19 protein-coding genes are annotated in these 19,477 nt (G+C 27.0%); 1 reads left to right on the top strand and 18 read right to left on the bottom strand.

The annotated features are described in order from the left end of the window. Window positions 1–60: 60 nt before the first annotated feature. The 13 genes from larA to ARA19_RS04670 all read right to left on the bottom strand — a co-directional run bounded on the left by larA (window position 61) and on the right by ARA19_RS04670 (window position 12,429). Window positions 61–1,335: a nickel-dependent lactate racemase gene (gene larA, locus ARA19_RS04615; RefSeq protein ID WP_055069795.1), complete on the bottom strand. Its 1,275-nt coding sequence runs from the start codon at window positions 1,333–1,335 to the stop codon at window positions 61–63. Window positions 1,336–1,468: 133 nt separating this feature from the next. Further along, on the bottom strand, window positions 1,469–2,218 hold the full coding sequence (gene larB / locus ARA19_RS04620) for a nickel pincer cofactor biosynthesis protein LarB (RefSeq protein WP_055069796.1): 750 nt from the start codon (window positions 2,216–2,218) through the stop codon (window positions 1,469–1,471). 4 nt (window positions 2,219–2,222) lie between these two features. Beyond that, window positions 2,223–3,014, bottom strand: coding sequence for an ATP-dependent sacrificial sulfur transferase LarE (gene larE / locus ARA19_RS04625; protein WP_055069797.1), 792 nt, complete (start codon window positions 3,012–3,014; stop codon window positions 2,223–2,225). Between the two features lie 2 nt (window positions 3,015–3,016). Then, on the bottom strand, window positions 3,017–4,252 hold the full coding sequence (gene larC / locus ARA19_RS04630) for a nickel pincer cofactor biosynthesis protein LarC (protein WP_055069798.1): 1,236 nt from the start codon (window positions 4,250–4,252) through the stop codon (window positions 3,017–3,019). Between the two features lie 63 nt (window positions 4,253–4,315). Further along, window positions 4,316–4,468 (bottom strand): hypothetical protein, encoded by a 153-nt coding sequence (locus ARA19_RS17450; protein WP_157452224.1) that lies wholly within the window; start codon window positions 4,466–4,468, stop codon window positions 4,316–4,318. Between the two features lie 357 nt (window positions 4,469–4,825). Next, window positions 4,826–5,320, bottom strand: a complete 495-nt coding sequence (locus tag ARA19_RS04635) for a QueT transporter family protein (RefSeq protein WP_242862392.1) — start codon at window positions 5,318–5,320, stop codon at window positions 4,826–4,828. 346 nt (window positions 5,321–5,666) lie between these two features. Then, window positions 5,667–7,364: an MFS transporter gene (locus ARA19_RS04640; protein WP_055069799.1), complete on the bottom strand. Its 1,698-nt coding sequence runs from the start codon at window positions 7,362–7,364 to the stop codon at window positions 5,667–5,669. 159 nt (window positions 7,365–7,523) lie between these two features. Beyond that, entirely contained in the window at window positions 7,524–8,258 is a 735-nt protein-coding gene (locus tag ARA19_RS04645) for a metal-dependent hydrolase (protein ID WP_055069800.1), read from the bottom strand. Window positions 8,259–8,513: 255 nt separating this feature from the next. Next, the gene (locus ARA19_RS04650) at window positions 8,514–9,725 is read right to left on the bottom strand and encodes a DUF1002 domain-containing protein (RefSeq protein ID WP_055069801.1); all 1,212 of its coding nucleotides are present in this window, start codon (window positions 9,723–9,725) and stop codon (window positions 8,514–8,516) included. Window positions 9,726–9,999: 274 nt separating this feature from the next. Further along, window positions 10,000–10,530 carry a hypothetical protein gene (locus tag ARA19_RS04655; RefSeq protein WP_055069802.1) on the bottom strand — a complete coding sequence of 177 codons (531 nt, stop codon included), beginning with the start codon at window positions 10,528–10,530 and terminating at the stop codon, window positions 10,000–10,002. A gap of 273 nt (window positions 10,531–10,803) precedes the next feature. Then, a complete protein-coding gene (locus ARA19_RS04660) occupies window positions 10,804–11,136 on the bottom strand; it encodes a hypothetical protein (protein ID WP_055069803.1) in 333 nt (110 codons plus the stop codon). A gap of 75 nt (window positions 11,137–11,211) precedes the next feature. Further along, window positions 11,212–11,460, bottom strand: coding sequence for a hypothetical protein (locus tag ARA19_RS04665; protein WP_055069804.1), 249 nt, complete (start codon window positions 11,458–11,460; stop codon window positions 11,212–11,214). A gap of 219 nt (window positions 11,461–11,679) precedes the next feature. Further along, a complete protein-coding gene (locus ARA19_RS04670) occupies window positions 11,680–12,429 on the bottom strand; it encodes an SDR family oxidoreductase (protein WP_055069805.1) in 750 nt (249 codons plus the stop codon). 313 nt (window positions 12,430–12,742) lie between these two features. Between ARA19_RS04670 and ARA19_RS04675 the strand changes: the two genes are divergently transcribed. Beyond that, a complete protein-coding gene (locus tag ARA19_RS04675; RefSeq protein WP_055069806.1) occupies window positions 12,743–13,336 on the top strand; it encodes a PepSY domain-containing protein in 594 nt (197 codons plus the stop codon). A 72-nt stretch (window positions 13,337–13,408) separates the two neighbouring features. On the opposite strand, the gene ARA19_RS04680 is transcribed toward ARA19_RS04675, so the two are convergent. The 5 genes from ARA19_RS04680 to ARA19_RS04700 form a co-directional block, all read right to left on the bottom strand. Further along, window positions 13,409–13,972 carry an NUDIX hydrolase gene (locus ARA19_RS04680; protein ID WP_055069807.1) on the bottom strand — a complete coding sequence of 188 codons (564 nt, stop codon included), beginning with the start codon at window positions 13,970–13,972 and terminating at the stop codon, window positions 13,409–13,411. A gap of 76 nt (window positions 13,973–14,048) precedes the next feature. Beyond that, window positions 14,049–14,522: a hypothetical protein gene (locus ARA19_RS04685; protein ID WP_055069808.1), complete on the bottom strand. Its 474-nt coding sequence runs from the start codon at window positions 14,520–14,522 to the stop codon at window positions 14,049–14,051. Between the two features lie 189 nt (window positions 14,523–14,711). Next, a complete protein-coding gene (locus ARA19_RS04690) occupies window positions 14,712–15,263 on the bottom strand; it encodes a lytic transglycosylase domain-containing protein (RefSeq protein ID WP_055069809.1) in 552 nt (183 codons plus the stop codon). A gap of 924 nt (window positions 15,264–16,187) precedes the next feature. After that, on the bottom strand, window positions 16,188–17,498 hold the full coding sequence (locus ARA19_RS04695; protein WP_055069810.1) for an MFS transporter: 1,311 nt from the start codon (window positions 17,496–17,498) through the stop codon (window positions 16,188–16,190). 322 nt (window positions 17,499–17,820) lie between these two features. Then, window positions 17,821–19,476, bottom strand: a complete 1,656-nt coding sequence (locus tag ARA19_RS04700) for an acyl-CoA dehydratase activase (RefSeq protein WP_055069811.1) — start codon at window positions 19,474–19,476, stop codon at window positions 17,821–17,823. Window position 19,477: the final 1 nt, after the last annotated feature.

Raw genomic sequence — 19,477 nt, forward strand, 5'->3', positions numbered from 1 at the left:
CTTCATAATAATTATCTTTCATAATCTCTCTCTTTAATAGAAAATTGCTAAACTTTTTCATTATCTTACTATAACAGATACACCATCAGGTATAACAGTTACAGTTGCATCTTCACCTTTTATTTCAAAAGCCTTCTTTAAAGCCTCTTCAAATGTAAATGCATGTTGCATATGCATATTTTTTATCATTTCTGGATCACACATATCAGTAACCATAATTACAGTAAACTTATCTAGAATTCTAGCAAGTATTTGGAATTCCCATTGATCTGGTACAGTTTCATTTCTTGGTACTTTTGCTATTTTATCTAAAAGTGCCTTTGGACTTTCAGCACCAGCTACATTATCATAAAAAGATTGTCCACCATGACCATCATTACATGCAGCTACCATTATTATTACACCATCTTCTTTACAATTTGCCTCTGCTGCTGTCATTCCCTTAACTGCTTGATAAATATTTTGGTCTAAAGGATATCCTCCATTTGTAGATACAACTATATCAGATGGTGTTTTTTCTACTTTAGCTAAACTCATAACAAATTCACAACCTGTTAAATGAGCCTTCGCACTATCTCCAGCAAAAGCATTTATAACTTTCTTTTCACTATCTATAACAACATTTAATATGAAAGCAAGTTTTGATTTTTCTGCTGCATAAAGCATATCTTTATGAATAGGGTTGTTAATAAGAACACCTGTTCTTGCATTAGGACTTGCTATAAATTCACCGCAATGATTAGCCATTATAGTTTTGGCTGATGCTACTCCAGGAAGTACACTCTTTCTTCCCCCTGAAAATCCTGCAAAAAAGTGTGATTCTATAAATCCTTCTGAAATTAATAATTCTGTTTCAACAGCAATTTTATTTATTATTAAATCTCCACCTGAAGGTAAAGTTCCTAAGTTAACCATCATACTATCATCTGTAGAAATATGGTTCACTATTTTTTCATTTTCTACTATTTCAATTCCAAATTTATCAATCATTTCTTCCCTAGTTGTAGGTCTGTGGAATCCTGTTGCTATTAATATTGTTATATCTATAGTAGGGTTAACTTTTCTAATTCTTCTAAGTAATATAGGTAGAGTTACCTTACTTGGAACTGGTCTTGTATGGTCACTTGTTATAAGAACCATATTCTTTTTCCCTTCAACTAACTCTTCAAGAGTTTTGCTTCCTATAGGATTATCTAATGCTCTTTCTACTATTTCTTCTTGTGTTTCTGTTACTTTAAATTCATCTGCTTTAGATTCTAAAACTCCAATTAGATTCTTTTCAGGAATTTCAATATCAATTAGTCCTTTATGATAAGGAACTTGTAGTTTTTTCATTAATCTTTCTCCTTAACTTTTCTTTAGTATTTGAAATTTTTAAGATTTCTCTTTAAGATTATACCACAATTATCTCATTTAATTTATTTTAATTTTTATCTCATGACTAAATCTTCTATAAGCTGAATATAACTTAAAGCTTATTTATCATACTAGCGCTATATCCTGCTCCAAAACCATTATCTATATTTACAACAGTTATACCACTAGCACAACTATTTAACATTGTTAAAAGAGCTGTTAGACCATTAAAATTAGTACCATAACCTACACTTGTTGGTACTGCAATTAAAGGTTTATCAATAAGACCTCCTACAACACTTGCAAGTGCACCTTCCATACCAGCTATTACTATAACAACTTTAGCCCCTCTTATTACATCTAATCTATTAAATAATCTATGTATACCAGCTACTCCTACATCATAAACTCTTTCAACTTTATTTCCAAAAACCTCACAAGTTATAGCTGCTTCCTCTGCTACTGGAATATCTGATGTTCCTGCTGTTACTACAGCTATATAACTTTCTGTTATTTTCTCATCATCTCTTTTTATCCATAGAGTTCTTGATGTCTCATTATATTTAGTTCTAGGTTCTATTTTAACTATTTCATCATAAATATCTTTATTAGCTCTAGTTCCTAATATATTTGAATCACATCTACTTAACATAGCTTTTATAATTTCAATTGCATGTTCATTAGTTTTTCCTTCACAATATATAACCTCTGGATATCCAACTCTTAAAGCTCTATGATTATCTATGTTAGCAAAACCAAGTTCTGTAATGTCTAATGCTGAAATTTTTTCAACAGCATCTTCTATTTTAATTTCATCACTCTTAACCTTTTTCATAAGTTCTTCTAGGCTTTTTTTATCCATTATACTACTCCTTTACATTTAAACTTCCTGTTTTATATCCTTCCATATCTAAAGTTACAAACTTAAATCCAAAGGACTTAAATGCTTTAGATATTTCTTCTAATAAAGTTTTATTTAATATATCATCCATTAACTCTGGATTAACCTCTATTCTAGCTAAATCTCCGTGAACACGAACTCTAACTGCTTTAAAGCCTTTACTATGTAAATATTCTTCACCTTTTTCTATTCTATCTATTTTTTCCTTAGTTATTTCTGTACCAACTTCCATTCTTGTTAAAAGACATGCGTACGCTGGTTTATCCCAGGTTTTTAATCCTAATTCCTTTGAGTATTTTCTAATTTCATCCTTTGTTATATTTAATTCCTTTAATGGGCTTTTAATATTAAGTTCAGAAAGAGCTTTTAGTCCAGGTCTATAATCTTTTGTATCATCTATATTAGTTCCATCAATTACATAGTCTATACCTAATGCTTTACTTTCATTTAAAATTTTCTCAAATAAATTTCTTTTACATAAATAACACTTATTTGCTGGATTAAATTTTATATTTTCAGGCACTTCATCTATTTTGATAAAATGATGAGTACAATTTAAGTTCTTAGTTAATTCCTTAGCTTCGTTTATTTCCCACTCTGGTATATAAGGTGATACTATTGTTATAGCAACTGCATTATCACCTAATACTTCTTTACAAACATTAAGTAAAAATGTACTGTCTACCCCTCCTGAAAAAGCAACAGCTACCTTACCTAAATTTTTTATATATGCTCTTAATTCATTCAATTTATTCATATTTAAATTCCTCTGTTTTCATTCTTAATTTTTTCATATGTGTATAATATGTTATTATATACTTCATTTAACGATAAATTGTTTTCTATGGCAATAGCTTTACAATAATCATACTCTGGTTTTACTCTTATTATATGTCCATTGTATTTTGAAAGCTTAAGTGGAACAAAGCCATACTTAGATTTTATTTCTATTATTTCTCTTTCTAATTTAGTTCTATCTATTCCTATTTCTCTAATTCCTATAGTTGATGAGTTATTAAATATTATATTTTTTAATATATCTTTATTTTCATAATTACATATAACAGAAAGTTTTATTGCTGGACGTTGTTTTTTCATTAATATATTAGTGTAAAAAACATCTAAAGCCTTAGCTTTTAAAAGTCTTTCCATTAAAAGTTCAAATTCTTCTCCTCTCATATCATCTATATTACATTCTAAAATTAATTCTTTATCTTCTTCATTTCTTTTATTATTTTCTAATTCTCCTAAAAATACTCTTAAAGCATTAGCCATAATTTTATTATCCTTTTGACCTATACCATAACCTATTTTTAATATTTTAAAATTCTTTTTATCAGTAAAAGTTGAAGAGGTTCCTTTAATAATAGCAGCCCCTGTTGGTGTTGTTGCTTCAAAAGGAACATTCTCAGCTCTTATAGGAATATTCTTTAAAATTTCTGCCGTTGCTGGAGCTGGTATTGGTAACATTCCATGGGCTGAATTAACCATACCATAGCCAATTTCTATGGTAGAACACTTAACTACATCAGGATTTATATATGAAATAGCAATAGCTGCTCCAACTATATCAATTATAGAATCAATAGCTCCAACTTCGTGAAAATGCACTTCACTTATAGCTTGGTTATGTATTTTTGCTTCAGCTATAGCAATTTCCTCAAAAATATGCAATGCCATATCCTTAGCTTTTTCACTAATCTTTGAATCTTTTATTATAGTTACAATATCCTTGTATGTTCTTCCATGTACATGATTATAACTATGATTGTGATTATGACCGTGATTATGAAAATTTAAATCATTAACTGTAACCTTCGTCCCACTTATACCATTTTTAATAGACCTTTCACAGCTTATATCAAATTCATCATTTAATCCTAATTTGTCTAGCTCTTTAACTAGATAAGAAAAAGGAACACCTAAATCAACTAAAGCTCCTAAATTCATATCTCCACTTATTCCTGAAAAGCAATCATAATATAATATCTTCATTGGTATTTCTCCTTATCTTTATCCTACTTTAATCCATTCCATTCTAAATAAAGTTCTAAAAATTCATGCCTTTTTATAGCGAGTTTTTTCATTTTCTTTATTAGCTATTTTACTAACTCTTTCTGCATGATAATGATCATGTCCTGAATTATCATCTTTTAATATTACCCTTGAGTAATCTTTTATTCTATCTAAAATCATATTAAATCCTTTCAAATTGAATATTAAATAGTATACAACAATTATATAACATCAATAGTATTTAAGTCATCTTTGTATATTTTTTATCGAACTTGATGAAAAACAAGTAAAAGACCTCTATTTACTTATTTAGATAGTTTTTCTTTTTTATTTTTAATTTAATACTCTTTTAAGAGTATTTCTAATACGAATATATTCTGACAATAAATATAAAAAGAAACCTAATAATTTCTATTTCAAAGAATTATCAAGTTTCTTATAAGTTTTTTTATTAATCACTAATAGTTTAATTTTAATCTTTTCTAAGTTAAATATAAGCAAGTTCAAAATTCTAAGTTATTTTAATTTATGTATCTCAAAATAAACATATAATTATAATAAATTGATTAATTTCTTTTTGAATAGGGAGAAAAATGGAACGCCTATAATGGTTACAACTACAAATTCTCCCATCATAACTTCTAAAATTGATAACACTAAAGGTAGATTATAAAAGTTATTAAGCATTAATCCTATTATTAACCCATTTATTATACTTGGCCATATTGATGATACTATTAATGAATACTTACTATCCTTTAAATATTTTTTTGTTTGTATTATTGCTAGACAGCTTATAAATGTAGCTAAGGTTCCAAATATAACATCCCCAATGCCATTTGGACCTAACATATTAGCAATAAAGCATCCCACTGTTAAAGCCCATGTGTAAGAGGAATTCATAAATACTAATAATACTAGTATCTCTGATATCCTAAATTGAACATTTAAATAACTAATAGGTGCTAATCCTATAGTTAATGCAGCATATATTCCTGCTACCATAGCTAACTTCACTAATTTCTTTACATCTTGATTTTTATTCAAACTAATCCCCCCCATTAATAAAAATAACATTCAAAATTATATCATAGATTTTACCATAAAAAAAAGAGAACATATAAATATAATTATCTAAATGATAAAAAGGAGCTTTGTTAAATCAGCACCTTAATTTATATTATTTCTTCATCTGCTGAGATAGCTATATAGGTACAAAATGCTGTGACCATTGAACTAGTACTAGAAGCTCTTTATTTTAGAAACTGTTGTAGAAAAAATATTAGAGCTTCTTTACGTAAGTGAGTGGTCACAAATGATGAACCTATATAGCTAGATAAAAATCAGAGAGGATGTATCTGTAATTCGATACATCCTCTTTTTCAAATAATCTTTATGCTACTTTTTTTAATTTATTAGGTATAAATAAAGTTACTACAATTGCTATAGCTGCTATTACTGCTAATGTTATAAACATCTTCTCAAAACCTTGGTTCATAACATGTTGGTAAGTACTTTCTATTGTATTCTTTACTTTATCTAACTCTAATAAATAAGTGTTTTTCATTTGTTCTACAGCATCTGCTGGTGATACATTAGGTGGTAATTTTCCCTTTACTCCAGCTTCTATTTTTGGTGCCATAGTTGTAAATTGTTTACTTACGAAATTTTTCATTATAGGGAATATAGTTGTAACATTGGCATTTTGGAATGCATTTACCATTGATGAACTTCCTGCACCAGCATTCATAGATAAAGCCATTCCATGAGCTTTAGGAAGTAATGGCATTATTTTTCCTGGCACCTTTGTTCCTGCTTCAACTATAAATCCAACTAAAAGATTTGGTGATAAAGCTATTCCTAAAGATCTTATAAGTGATAATGTTGATTGTGCTGATCCTATTTCATCCTTAGGTACAGAACTTTGAACTACATAGTTAAGAGGTGTTCCCATTGTAAACCCTACTCCTAATCCAAGGAATGCTAATCCTATTATTAATGCAGTCATACTTAATGTTGATGTTACAATAAATGCTAATGTTAATAATCCTATTAATGAACAAATAAATCCAAATAATAAAACTATTTTAGCTGACATTTTGTCTATAAGTCTTCCACCAAAAGGAGCTGCAAATCCAGAGAATAAAGCCATTAAAGTTACGAAATATCCTCCTGAACCTAATTTTAATTTTAAAACATTACTACAGAATTGAGGTAAGAATACAACTACCATAAGGCTTGCTCCTACTAAAAATGCTATAATAAACACAGCAACCATTTGTCTATTTTTAAAATATTTAAGGTTTATTATTGGATCCTCAGCCTTAGATTCAACAAATATAAGTATAGGTAATAATATTATTGCTGCTATTAAGTAAGGATAACATCCTATTGACTTAAAACTCTCCCCTAGTTTTACAAAATTTAAGTTTGTTATAAATAACATAAGAGATATAATAAATAATCCTGATACTACACTTCCAGCAAGGTCCATTTTTTTCTTTATTCTTTCAACTTTAGGTATTTTTATTCTAATTAAAGCAATTAAAACAATTAAACATATTGGAAGATTTATAAAGAATAATATTCCCCATCTATCAGCACCCCAAGTATCTAAAATAAATGATCCTAATGATGGTCCTATAAGAGTGGCTATTCCATTTATTCCACCAACCATTCCAAGAGCAGCTCCTCTTTTTTCTGGCGGGAAACTATCTCCTATAAATGCAGTAGCTATTGGAAGTACTCCTCCAGCTCCTATAGCTTCTATTACTCTAGCAATTAATAAAAATTCATAACTTGAATAGTAATTTGATATTCCACATAGGAATGATCCTACTCCAAATATCAACACACTAATTGTAAACATTAATTTTAAACCATTTCTATCTGCTAGTTTACCTATTATAGGCATAGATACAGCATAAATTAAAGAATATAATGTTATTATCCATATACTAGCATCTGCAGAAATATGTAAGGTATTTCCCATTACAGTACGTGCTGGTGAAATTATAGCAGTATCTAAGGATCCCATAAATATACCAGCTAAGAACATTATAAGCAATACTTTAGATGATTTCTTATCCATTTTTTTCTCCTTTGTATAAATTTAAATAGTTATAATTTCCAATAAAGATTATTAATAAATAATCTTTATGGAATATACTATAATCTATTACCTTAGGTTATAGTCAATAGTTTATTAAAAGTTTTGTAAAAAAATAAGGTTGTATAAAACAACCTCACTTTATTTACAACTTAATACATTAATTAAACTTATAGCAATAACTATAAGACTACAAACTTTAACAACCCATTCTATACCTGAACCTGTTTTGAATGGACTTAAGCTAACTTTAAACTTAAATAGTGGTCTAAATAAAGGAACCCCTTCTCTAGTTATCATATCTAAAACTATATGGCTTAAATAACCAATGTTTACTCCTAATAAATATACTTGAATATAACCTAACATATCCATATCATATTCTTTAGTTAAATATAACGTTATTATTATAATAGCTAAAATAATGTATAGTTTATACTTTTTAACTTCTTTCTTTCCATGCTTTATAGGCATACTATTTAATAGAAAAAGAACTGATGATGTCATTATAAAGGAATTTATTATGGCAAATACTAAAATCTTTTTCAGTCCACCACCTACTCCTAAATATCTTTCTAATTCACTTCCTAAAAAAATGGTAAATATACTGAATAAAACCCAAGCTAATAGGGTATGGGTTCCTCCTCTATGGCCAAAAGTTCCTGCTATAGCTTTTGAAACTGGTTTTACTCGTCTTCCTAATGTACTACTTGGTGAATCTATATCTGGTATTAAACTCCCTATTGCTCCTCCTGCCATAGTGACACTTACGAATAAAATTGGATCTTGTATTGGAATATTTAATACTTTTTCTATAGCTACGGTAACTAATGCCCCTGCTGCTATCCCACCTAGTCTATGTGTCGGTCCTAACATATGATTTCCTTTCTTTTATTTCTTTGTCTTATAGTTACTCAATATAATAATAAACTGTTCTAAATATCTAACAAAACTTATTATTACCTAAATAACTTTTTTCTAGATTTTGTTTTATTTTATAAGAAATTATACCATATTTTCATTTCAAAAGCGAACTTTTGTTCCCATACATTTTATTATTTGTAAATTAAATTAAAAAAGCACACCTAAAAAGAATAAATTCCATTTAGATGTACTCCTATTTTTTACAATTTATTGAGTTACAGCGCTATTTTCATTTGATGTTGGTGCGTCAGCATTAATTGATTGCTCTTTTTGCCCTTCATCCTCTGTAATATTAGCATTATTCTCCTCTTGATTTTCTACCTTTTCTTGAGTATTATTTTCTTTGTCTTTACTTTCATTTGTATTTTCTTTTGAAGGCGTTGTCTCTTCCTTATTAGTTTCATCCATTATTTGCTCTGTTGCTGTATCTGTTACTTGATCTTCCTTTATATTTCCATTGCTGTCATATTGAATATCACTATTTGTATTAGAAGATTTATCACCTTTAAATAAATCACCTATCCAAGAGAAGAACTCTTTTATTTTGCTCCATAGCTTTTCAAATATTCCACTTTCCTTTATCTCTTTTCCCATTTCCTTTAAAGTTTCTTTTAAATTTTTATTCATTTGATTTAAGGATTCTTTCATATCATTATAATTATAATCTAACTTATTTATATCTGACATAAGTTTTACAACTTGAGCTCTTTCCTTTTTAGGTAATTCAACACCATAATTATTAGTAATATTTATTACTATATTTTCAATATCAATATCATTTTTAGGTGAATCCTTAATTACTTGCGTTTTTATATCATTTATTATTACAGCTGCCTCATCTTTATCAAGTTTAGTTCCATCTTCTTTAGTAACATTATTCCCTAAATCAGTTGTAACTTTAATTTCATCTCTAGCTGCTTCTTTTTGATTCAATGATAATTCTTCCCCAGTAGCATCTTCAAAGCCCTTCAGTATTCCTGCAAGAGCTGCTGTTCCCGTTACAGGATAAGGCGCAGAAGCAATTACATTTGCATCTGTTACACCAGATGTAAGTAATGCATTCATTAACATAGTAGGAGTAACCTCAGTTAAATTATTTGCTTTAACTCTAATACCCCCCTTATCTAAAACTTCAACATAAGAACTAGAAATAGATTTACTACTTGCTGGTACTGGTTTACTTCTATCCATTCCTAACTGAATTCTTATATCATCATTGGTTATTTCTATAATCTTTGCTTCATTTTTATTAATATTGAATTCATTTAACATTTGTTGTTTTTGAGCTTCTGTAAGATTTGCTCCTAAACTAACTGCCTTTTGACTACCTTGTGCAAAAACCGATGTTGCCATAGTACAAATGAAAGCTGAAGTAACTCCTAAAACAACTAACTTCTTTTTTAAATTTTTACTAATCATTTTATCCCCCTAAATACTTTTATTAGCTTCTCAATGAAGCTCTAGGTCTATAAGTCGTATATTTTACTACTGTAAGATAATCCCCTAAATCATCCTTAGTTTCCCTTAAAGTATTTTTCCCTTTTTATTCTAATCAATATATTATAGTATATTAATTTCATATAGCTTTCTAATTAATAACAAAATAATAACCTTTTAATTATTTTTTTATTAATTATATACTTTTATCTTTAATAAATGACTATTTTAATAATTTATTTAAAATTAATTTACTTTATTCCTTTTTCGTTACATAATAATTTAAATATTTTTTTATCTCTATACCCACAATTCCAAAATTCTGAATTTCATTAAATTCTTGAAGATTAAAATCTCTATCTACTCTTCCTTGAACTAACTTAAATGTAATTATTCCTTTTCTAATATCCAATAATAAACCTACTCTTGTATTAATTGATACCTTTAAATCTCCTATATCAATTAATCTTCCAGAACTAGGAACGTAACAAAGCCCTTCTATGTATTCAGCTCCTAAGCCTTCATTTAAATCAACTTCATCTCCATTTAGCATAGTCATTTCATCATATACTGCTGTTGTCACAGGTAAATATATCATTACATCCTTACCTAATAATTCTTGTATCATTTCATCTTCTAAACTACTGAATTCTCTATCCTTATCCACTAAGTATATCTTTTCTCTTTTTCCCCTTCTATCTAATAGAAACTTATTTATATCCTTTATATAACTATAGATAAACCCAACTAAATCAAACTCTTCTTTATTTAACATAATTTTTTCCATTAAAACTTCTCCTTTGTCCTAATAATTCACTTATTTATTCTTCATTCAATAAAATTAAAGCTTCTATATCCATGTAAGAATTAAAAGTTTCACCATTGAATTAATTTTAAATCTAAGCTAATTCTTATTTTACCATAATAACTAAAGCTTTAATAACTTTATAAGGTTTGCCTTATATTACAACTAATAGCTGAAATACTTCAATATTCTATAAGTTTAATTAACATAAAAAAGACTATCCCAAATATACACTTTGAGATAGCCTCTTTAATATTATACAAAATCACCATAATGCTCTTTTAAATTATCATAATTTTTATCTTCTAAGTCTCTTATTATATTTACAGTTATAACAATCCATTCTTTAACCTGATAAAAAACACCCTTTATTAATCTACTACAATTATCTATACCATAAGGCTCATTAGCTGTTAAGATACCTTCCTTTAGCTTTATAAGCTCTTCGTTTAATTCTTTAAAATTCTCTAAATCTTCTTCAAAATTATTGATTACTATATTATTAATCTTGAGTAACATTTTTTCTATGGAACTTAATATACTAGATTCCAAAGTTAAAAAGTTTTCATGTATTAATTCATCCTTCATAAAACCCTCCATAGAATAATAAATCTAATATTCTCTTTTATTTTATCATAAATGCTTTAATTTAAACATAGTATTTTATTTAATTTTCTTCTCTATAAAATCAAAATCTATAATCTTACATTGACCATTTTCTAGCTTGTTTTTTTTCTTACTCTTCATTAAACTACGCTTTAATATATTATCAATAATATATAGAAAAATTCCTCCCCATAATGTAAAATAAACATTAAAAAATATTGACAATAGTATACTAATAGCCGAAATACATACTAATATATTTTCTTCTAATAGAAATTCTAATTTCTCATTTACAGATTCTCCCATAAAACCCTTGCCCCTTAAATAAATTTTATTTGTGAACTAGTATCTGTAATATTCCCATCTTCTATAAGCCTAGGACAAACAGATACAGTTACCTATTTATACCCTATCCTTATACCAAATTTTACTATTTTAATTAAGTTTATTCAATATTATTATAGTAAATCTCTATCACTAAAGTGACGTCTTTCCCTTATTACTTATTTAATCCTTGCTTTCAAATTATTTATTCATTATTGTAAATAATTTATCTAAATCATTTTTTGTAGATTCATTTACTCTTTCAATATTTCCACCAAAACCAATTTCTAAGCTTTCCTTAGCTAATCCTTCCATAACTTCATCTACATATTTATCAACTTTTAAATCAAATGTAAATCCTGTTTCATCAAATCTCTTCTTTCTTCCCTCTTCATTTAAATTAGTATCAACTGCTGGTGGAATAATTTCTATAACTTCAACCTTATCTTTAAGTTGATATCTTAAAGACATAGTAAGAGAATGCATTGCTGCCTTTGTAGCACAATATATAGGTACATTTGCTAAAGGTGTAAATGCTAATCCAGAACTTACATTAAGTATTGCTGGATTTTCATTATTCTTAATTATTGGCAATAAATCTTTTATTAAATGTATAGGTGCTTCTAAATTTATTGCTATTTCATCCATTCTTATTTCATCATCTGTATTAAAGTTAACATCTCTTTGTATTCCTGCATTATTTATAAGTATATTTAAATTTCCATAGTTCTTCTTTATTATATCTATCATATTATTACGTTCATCTTTATTACTTACATCACATTTTATTACATCTATTTTAGGATATTTTTCTTTTATATTTATTAAGTCTTGTTCTCCTCTTGCACAAATTATAACATTGTTATCTAAATTCAAAAATCTTTTTGCTAGTTCTAACCCTATTCCTTTAGATCCTCCAGTAATTAAAATTGTATTGTTATTTAACTTCATAATTTTCTCCTTAGTTTATTAATATTTTTATTTTATCTTGCACCTAGCGTCTATAAATGCTCTATAAGATACATTTAACGGCCACATATTCCTAGATAATTTTCACTAAAATTCAGATAAAGTTTTAGCTCTATCTGAATTAAGCTTTCATTTATATTATAGCTTATTTTCAATTATCACTTAATATTTTTCTTAAGAATATTTTCATTTATTTAAATTACTATATTTTTTCTAACAATAAAAGTGATTTTTTTCTTAACTTTTGTTAAAATAGTATTTGTTGATTAAAATATAATAACTTGGAGGCAATCTAATGATAAAAAAAGTATTTCTAGCACTAACTGGAATATTAATAGTTTGTGATTTAATATTTATAGGAGTATCATTCACTTCTAAAAGCACTCCAGCAGCTAGCTCAAATTCAGTAAATCCCTTATATTCTAGTAATAATGATGGGGTTAGCCCTACTGATGTAAGAACTATAGTAGAAAATAAAGCTAAGGGTGGAATAGTAACATCATTAACATTCGACCAAGAGAAAAAGCAATATGATGTTAAGGTAGATACTCTTAATGATACTTATAGTGCAGTTGTGAATGCTACTAATGGTGATATAATAAGCTTTAAAAATGATGATAAAAAGCCAAATGTAGATCTTGATATCACGCCAACTAGTTCTACTACAAATGGAGCTAATTTTATACCTGCATCAAAAGCTGTAGAAATTTTAAACAAAGAAGTTCCTGATGGTACAATTAATGAATTAACTTATAATATAGTAGGAATCACTCCTCAATATGATTCAACTATAACAAAGGACAATACAAAATATTATGTTGATATAAATGCTACTACTGGTTCTGTGATTTCAAAATATAGTGAACCTTTAAGCAAAGAAAATTCTTAAAAAAATACTATCTATGAGAAAATAAGACTATCTTAGGTGAATAAAGCTTTGCCTAAAATAGTCTTTTTATATTTACTTCATATTATTTAATTTCTTTATTAGTTTACTATATACAACTTGCATATGTGGTTCTTTTTCAGTAAAGTTCAATAATTTATTAATATCAATCCACTTAACAGCGCTATTTTCATCTAATTTTACTCTTAAATCTTCCTTTTCACTTGCTTCCACAACATAAGCTACCGACAAATGTAAATGGCTTGATATAAATTTCCCTCTTTTTATATGTGACTTTACTGGTAAAACATCTAAAGCGAAAATTTCCTCATTTACAAATTCTATATCTTTTACACCTGTTTCCTCCTCTAGTTCTTTAATAGCTACCCTTTTAAAATCACCATCTCCATCACAGTGTCCACCTATCCAACTCCAACTATCATATATATTATGATAAACCATAAGTACCTTATCCCTATTTTTATTTACTACAAATGTAGAACTAGTAAAATGTGCTATATTATTTTCTCTACTTAATAAATCCGAAAATTTATCCAGAGCTTCTAGTATCAAATTTTTATCTGCCTCTTCTTGTTCATTAAAAGGTTTATAATTCAAAATAATATTTTTTAAATTCATTATTCTCTCCTAAACTTCATTTTTCTAATAGATAACTTATACTAAAATTCAGATTAAATTTTTACTTTACCTTGAATTAAGGCTCCTTTATTAATTCATCTTTTTCCTCCGTTGATTCAATTTCTTTAAATTTTAAATAACTAACTAAAAAGAAGAAAATTGATATAATCATAATTGCATATATTTTATAAATACTATATGGAAACAAAAAGTCCCCGATTGGATATATTTCTGATATAAAAATTAATGCTGCTGGAGCAAAGTATTCTCCTGAATACCCTATTGAATAAATAAAATAATAACTTATAGAAACTAAAGTAGTTATAATCCAAAAAAAAGTGCTATATTCAAAAAATAAGAAATTTTTCTTTGTTTTTTGTATAATATAAAACCATAGAACTACATAAAGAATACTTATAACAAAACTAAATATACTACTTTGACCCTTTGATATAAAATTTCTAAAATTTAGTATCATAGTAACTACAATTAATATTAGTATATAAATAGTTTCTTTATTTTTTTTAAAAGCTTCTTTTATTTCTTCCATAAAAAACCTCCAAATTATCAATTTAATAATATTAATATATCATAATTGTAATTTTTTGGAAATATTTTATGTAAACTTTATATTTTTTTACCCTAATTATGATTAAAAATTTTCTAAATATAGAAAAAAGACTGTCTTTAAAATAAAATTCAATTTTTAAGACAGCCTTCATAACTTAATTAACTAAATTTAAGAATATAGTTTTTTGTATGTATTCGCATATTTTTGAACTTTTTGAACATAATTAGCAGTTTCTGTATAAGGTATACTATTTAAAGTTACTCCATCAGAAGAATAAGCTGAATTATTAAGCCAACTAGCCACTTTAGCTCCTCCCGCATTATACGCTGCTGCAACTAATTCCTCATTATTACTAAATTGTTTGCTTAGGTATTCTAAATACCAACATCCAAACTCAATATTTATTTGAGGATTATAAAGCATAGATGGAGTAAAATTTGTTATTCCTAAATTTTTTGCTATAAATTCTCCTGTAGAAGCAGTTATTTGCATAAGCCCCATAGCACCAACATTAGATTCTGCATTAGGATTAAAACCACTTTCAGTTTTTATTATTGCTCTAACGAACATTGGATCCATATCAAATTTTTCACTATACTCTACTACATAATTATTATACTTTTCCGGATAAAAATATTTTTTCATAATATGAGTCTTAATTGGACCATAAGTCATAATACATAGTATGACTATGATAATAAATGCTATTAATTTCTTCATTAGTTACTCCTAAAATTTAAATTCTTCTTATAAACTATAAAATTAACCCTTAATTTATCACCTTCTATTATTAATACATCTATTTATTGTATTAATTTGCTTTAATTAGATTACTATTTATTTTAACATCTTATTCCCTTAATTGCATTAGCAATTTTAACTGTTTTATAGAAATATTTTTTATTTATAGGTATAAATAAAAAAGTTTTACTAATACTATTATTGTAGAAGTTGCTTTAGATAATTTCTACAAATAATTTAAAATTTAAGTTTACTAGGGGATATTAGTGCTTTACTTATATCCTCTAAAATTTTTATTAGTTTTTTAATTTATAATTAAAATTAAAGAAATCTATTAGAAAAACATACTATTTCTTGTTCTTTTTTCAATTATTATAATATTACTATAATAAGATTATCATATATGCTATAATTTTTATAAGATTATATATGGGAGCTGATTAAATTGAAAAAAAACAAATGCCTACTTATTCTTATAGTAATAATAGCTCTTTTAGCAATTATTGCCCTAATTACAAGCTCATATATGATAATGAATAGTATCTTCAATGCGAATCAAGGAAATACCTTATATAGTTTATATATACCTAATCCCATATCACCTAAAGTAGTATAATAATTTATTAATGAAAAACTCTACCAAATTGATTTGAATAAATTTTACTTCCTCATACTACAATAATTATGTTACAAAATATTAACACATCACTCCTATTTTAATCTTATTATCTTTTTTAATCTTTCTTTTTAAAATTCAGCTTATCTCAAATATTTATATTATCTAAATAATAAAAAAGGATATCTATAAAAGTAAAATTTATACAACTATACACTAAACTTAAATGCATGTTTTACAAATAAAATACTCTTTATAGTATCCTTTATTAAATATTATTAAAACACTTATTTTTTATTATTTTTAAATAATAATACCATCAAGAATGATAATATTGTTAATCCTATAAATACTGAGAATCCCATTGGAAATCCAGTATTACTATTTCCTGATATAAATGTAGCCATTATTGGAGGTATTACAAATCCACCAAAGGCACCTATACCACCAATCCATCCAGCAGCTCCACCAACTGCTTCTGGTACAGCTTTAGGAACAATTTTAAATACTGCTGCATTAGCAATTCCCATTCCAACTGCTAAAAGAGTTAAACCAATAAATGCTAATGGTAAATTATGAGCAAAAGTTAAACATATTGATCCAACTATAGCTATTACTAATGAACACTTTGATACTATTTCTCCACCAAACTTATCTGATAAAGTTCCTCCCCATATTCTTATAAGGGATGTTAATAGTGAAAAATATGCTGTAGCAAGTCCTGCTGTTTTTATATCAAATTTAAAATATGACATCCAATAATTAGGGAACCAACTTGTTAAGGCTAAAAATCCTCCAAATGTAGTAAAATAAACAATAACTAAAGGCCAAGTTCTCCAAGCTTTAGCTGAAATAATTAAACTTTCAACTGCATTATTGGTAGGAAATAACTCTTGTCCATTTGCTTTTGCTATTTTAATAGCTTCTTCTTCATTAACTCCTTGTTTTTTTAATTGGAAATATCCTGCATTTAAGGCAACAATAGCGTATACTATTGTTCCTACTATTAAGAATATAAGCCATGCTAAGTATGAACCTGATAATCCTAACATAGGTAATGCTAAAAATGGTAATAATATAGAGAATATTCCAGGTGCTAGATTACCAACTCCTGCATAAAATCCTAATGCCCACCCTTGTTTATTTTGTGGGAACCAATAGGATGTTTGACCTACTCCAACTGAAAATGTTGCAATACCACATCCTGATAAAATACCAAGTAAAAATAATATCCAATAATAATTGCTTAAATCATCTCTTTGAAATGCTATTACATAATATAAACCTGCCATTCCTATTATAGATAATATTAAAAGAACTAGGAATGGTTTTTTTCCACCTGTGGTATCAACCCATGCTGAAAAAGGGATTCTTAACAGTGACCCTGATAAGGATGGTGCTGATACTAACATGGCTAATAAAATAGGATTTATTCCATGAAATGCATGTTTAAAAATTGTTGCTGTTGGTCCATAAAGTGATACAGCTGCAAATCCAACAAAAAAACCTATTGTTGGTCCTAAAAGCCCTCTCATCATAGAACCTTTAATTAAATTTTGGTAATTTCCTGCATTTCCATTTATCTTTCGATTTTCCATTGCATAATGCCCCCTATATTCAATTGTTTTATTTTTATCAATTATGTTATTTATTTAACAAATAACACCTTTTATTATAAAGAAATTTAATATTATTTCAATATTTTTTAATTTCTTTATTTGTTTTTGATATTTTTCATCTATATGGTTCTATATTGTTAATAATTTTACGAATTTTAATCTCTATTCTTTGTATAAATAGGTTTTTATTAAAAAATTATCATTTTAATTTTATAAATTTATTAGAAAAATCAATAAAAATTATTAAAATATAAAAATAACTGTGATAATTATCACAGTTATTTTTATATTTATCTATCTTTTACTTAGTAACTTTCTCTAAAGCAATTAAAGCTGCACCCATTGCTCCACAAATTTGAGGCTCTTCTGCTATAAATAATTTAGTATTTAACTTAGCTTCTATTTCTTTTACAACCCCTTCATTTTTGGCAACTCCACCAGTCATCATGTACTTCTCATTTCTTCCAACTCTATCTACAAGACCTACTGTTTTTCCTGCTATAGACTTATTAACACCATGGATTATATCTCTCTTTTCTTTATTATCAGCAATTAATGATACAACCTCTGACTCAGCAAAAACTGAACATACACTTGTTATATTTAGGTCTTCTTTAAATGTTAATCCTTCTGTTGACATCTCAGCTAATTCTATTTCCAATGTTTTTGCAATCATCTCTAGAAATCTTCCAGTCCCAGCAGCACATTTATCATTCATAACAAAACTTTTTACATTCCCATTTTCATCCAGACTTATAGCCTTACTATCTTGTCCTCCAATATCAATTATTGTTCTAACCTCTGGATTGAAAAAGTGAGCTCCCTTTCCATGACAAGTTATCTCTGTTACATTTTCATCAACAAAGGATATATTATATCTACCATATCCTGTCCCAACTATCATTGCTAAATCATCTCTTTTAATTCCAGCTTCTTCAAGAGCTAGATTTATTGACTTTTCAGCAGAATCCATACTCTTTGCTCCTGTTCTTACAATTACACTACTTAAAACATTCTTATCTTTATCTAAAATAATTACATTAGTTGATGTTGAACCACTATCTATACCTGCTACGTATATTTTCTCTTTATCAATAATCTTCTTCATTTTTATATTCCCTCCATTTAATTGCTCATTAAATGCTTCTATACGAGTTTTTATTTGTCCATTACTTTGATTAGTTAAATCAGTTTCAACTTTTAAAATTGGAATTCCAGCCTTTTGTAAATTTACATATTCAAAAGAATAATGATCACAGAATTTGACTGTATGATAAACTATCCCTTTTAACTTTGGATCCTCTATTAAGGCTTTTCTATTTGTTGTATCAGCCATTCTCATACAAGGAGTATAGGATAGTATTTCATCAGCATACCATTCTATAGCTTTCTCCACATTATCAAAATTCTTTATATGAGTTAAATAATGTTCTCTAGAACAAGTTTGATTTACTAGTGGATAAGGTAAATTTTCTTGAACCTTATATAAGAAATCCTTTGAAGCCTTAGCCCCTAAAACTGCAATATAATCGCTATCAGGTGTACCTTTAGCAACATATTTATATAAACTATTATTAAATTTATTTATATCAAATTTTTTACCACTAAATTCTTCATATGCCTTTATGAACTTTAAAATTTCTGTCTTAAACATTCCTTTTGCGCAACAGTTATTTTTTCTTGGTAAATCCATCATATAAATAAACTTAATTGATGGTATTTTATCTAAAGTATCTTTAAGTCTCTTTATTGAATCACAACAGTTTACTAAAAATACCTTATCTATTTTTTTATCTATTATCATATCTAAGGCTACCTTACTATAGGAACACATTGTTGGATGTAGATATTTTTCAGACTTTGAAAATTCCTCTATATTACTATCCATTATAAATCCTTCTTCATCAAAGGCATCAAATACAGCAAAAGGACTATATTTACAAATACAAGCTATCATT

The organism is Clostridium massiliamazoniense (assembly GCF_001403635.1).
GTDB lineage: Bacteria > Bacillota > Clostridia > Clostridiales > Clostridiaceae > Sarcina > Sarcina massiliamazoniense.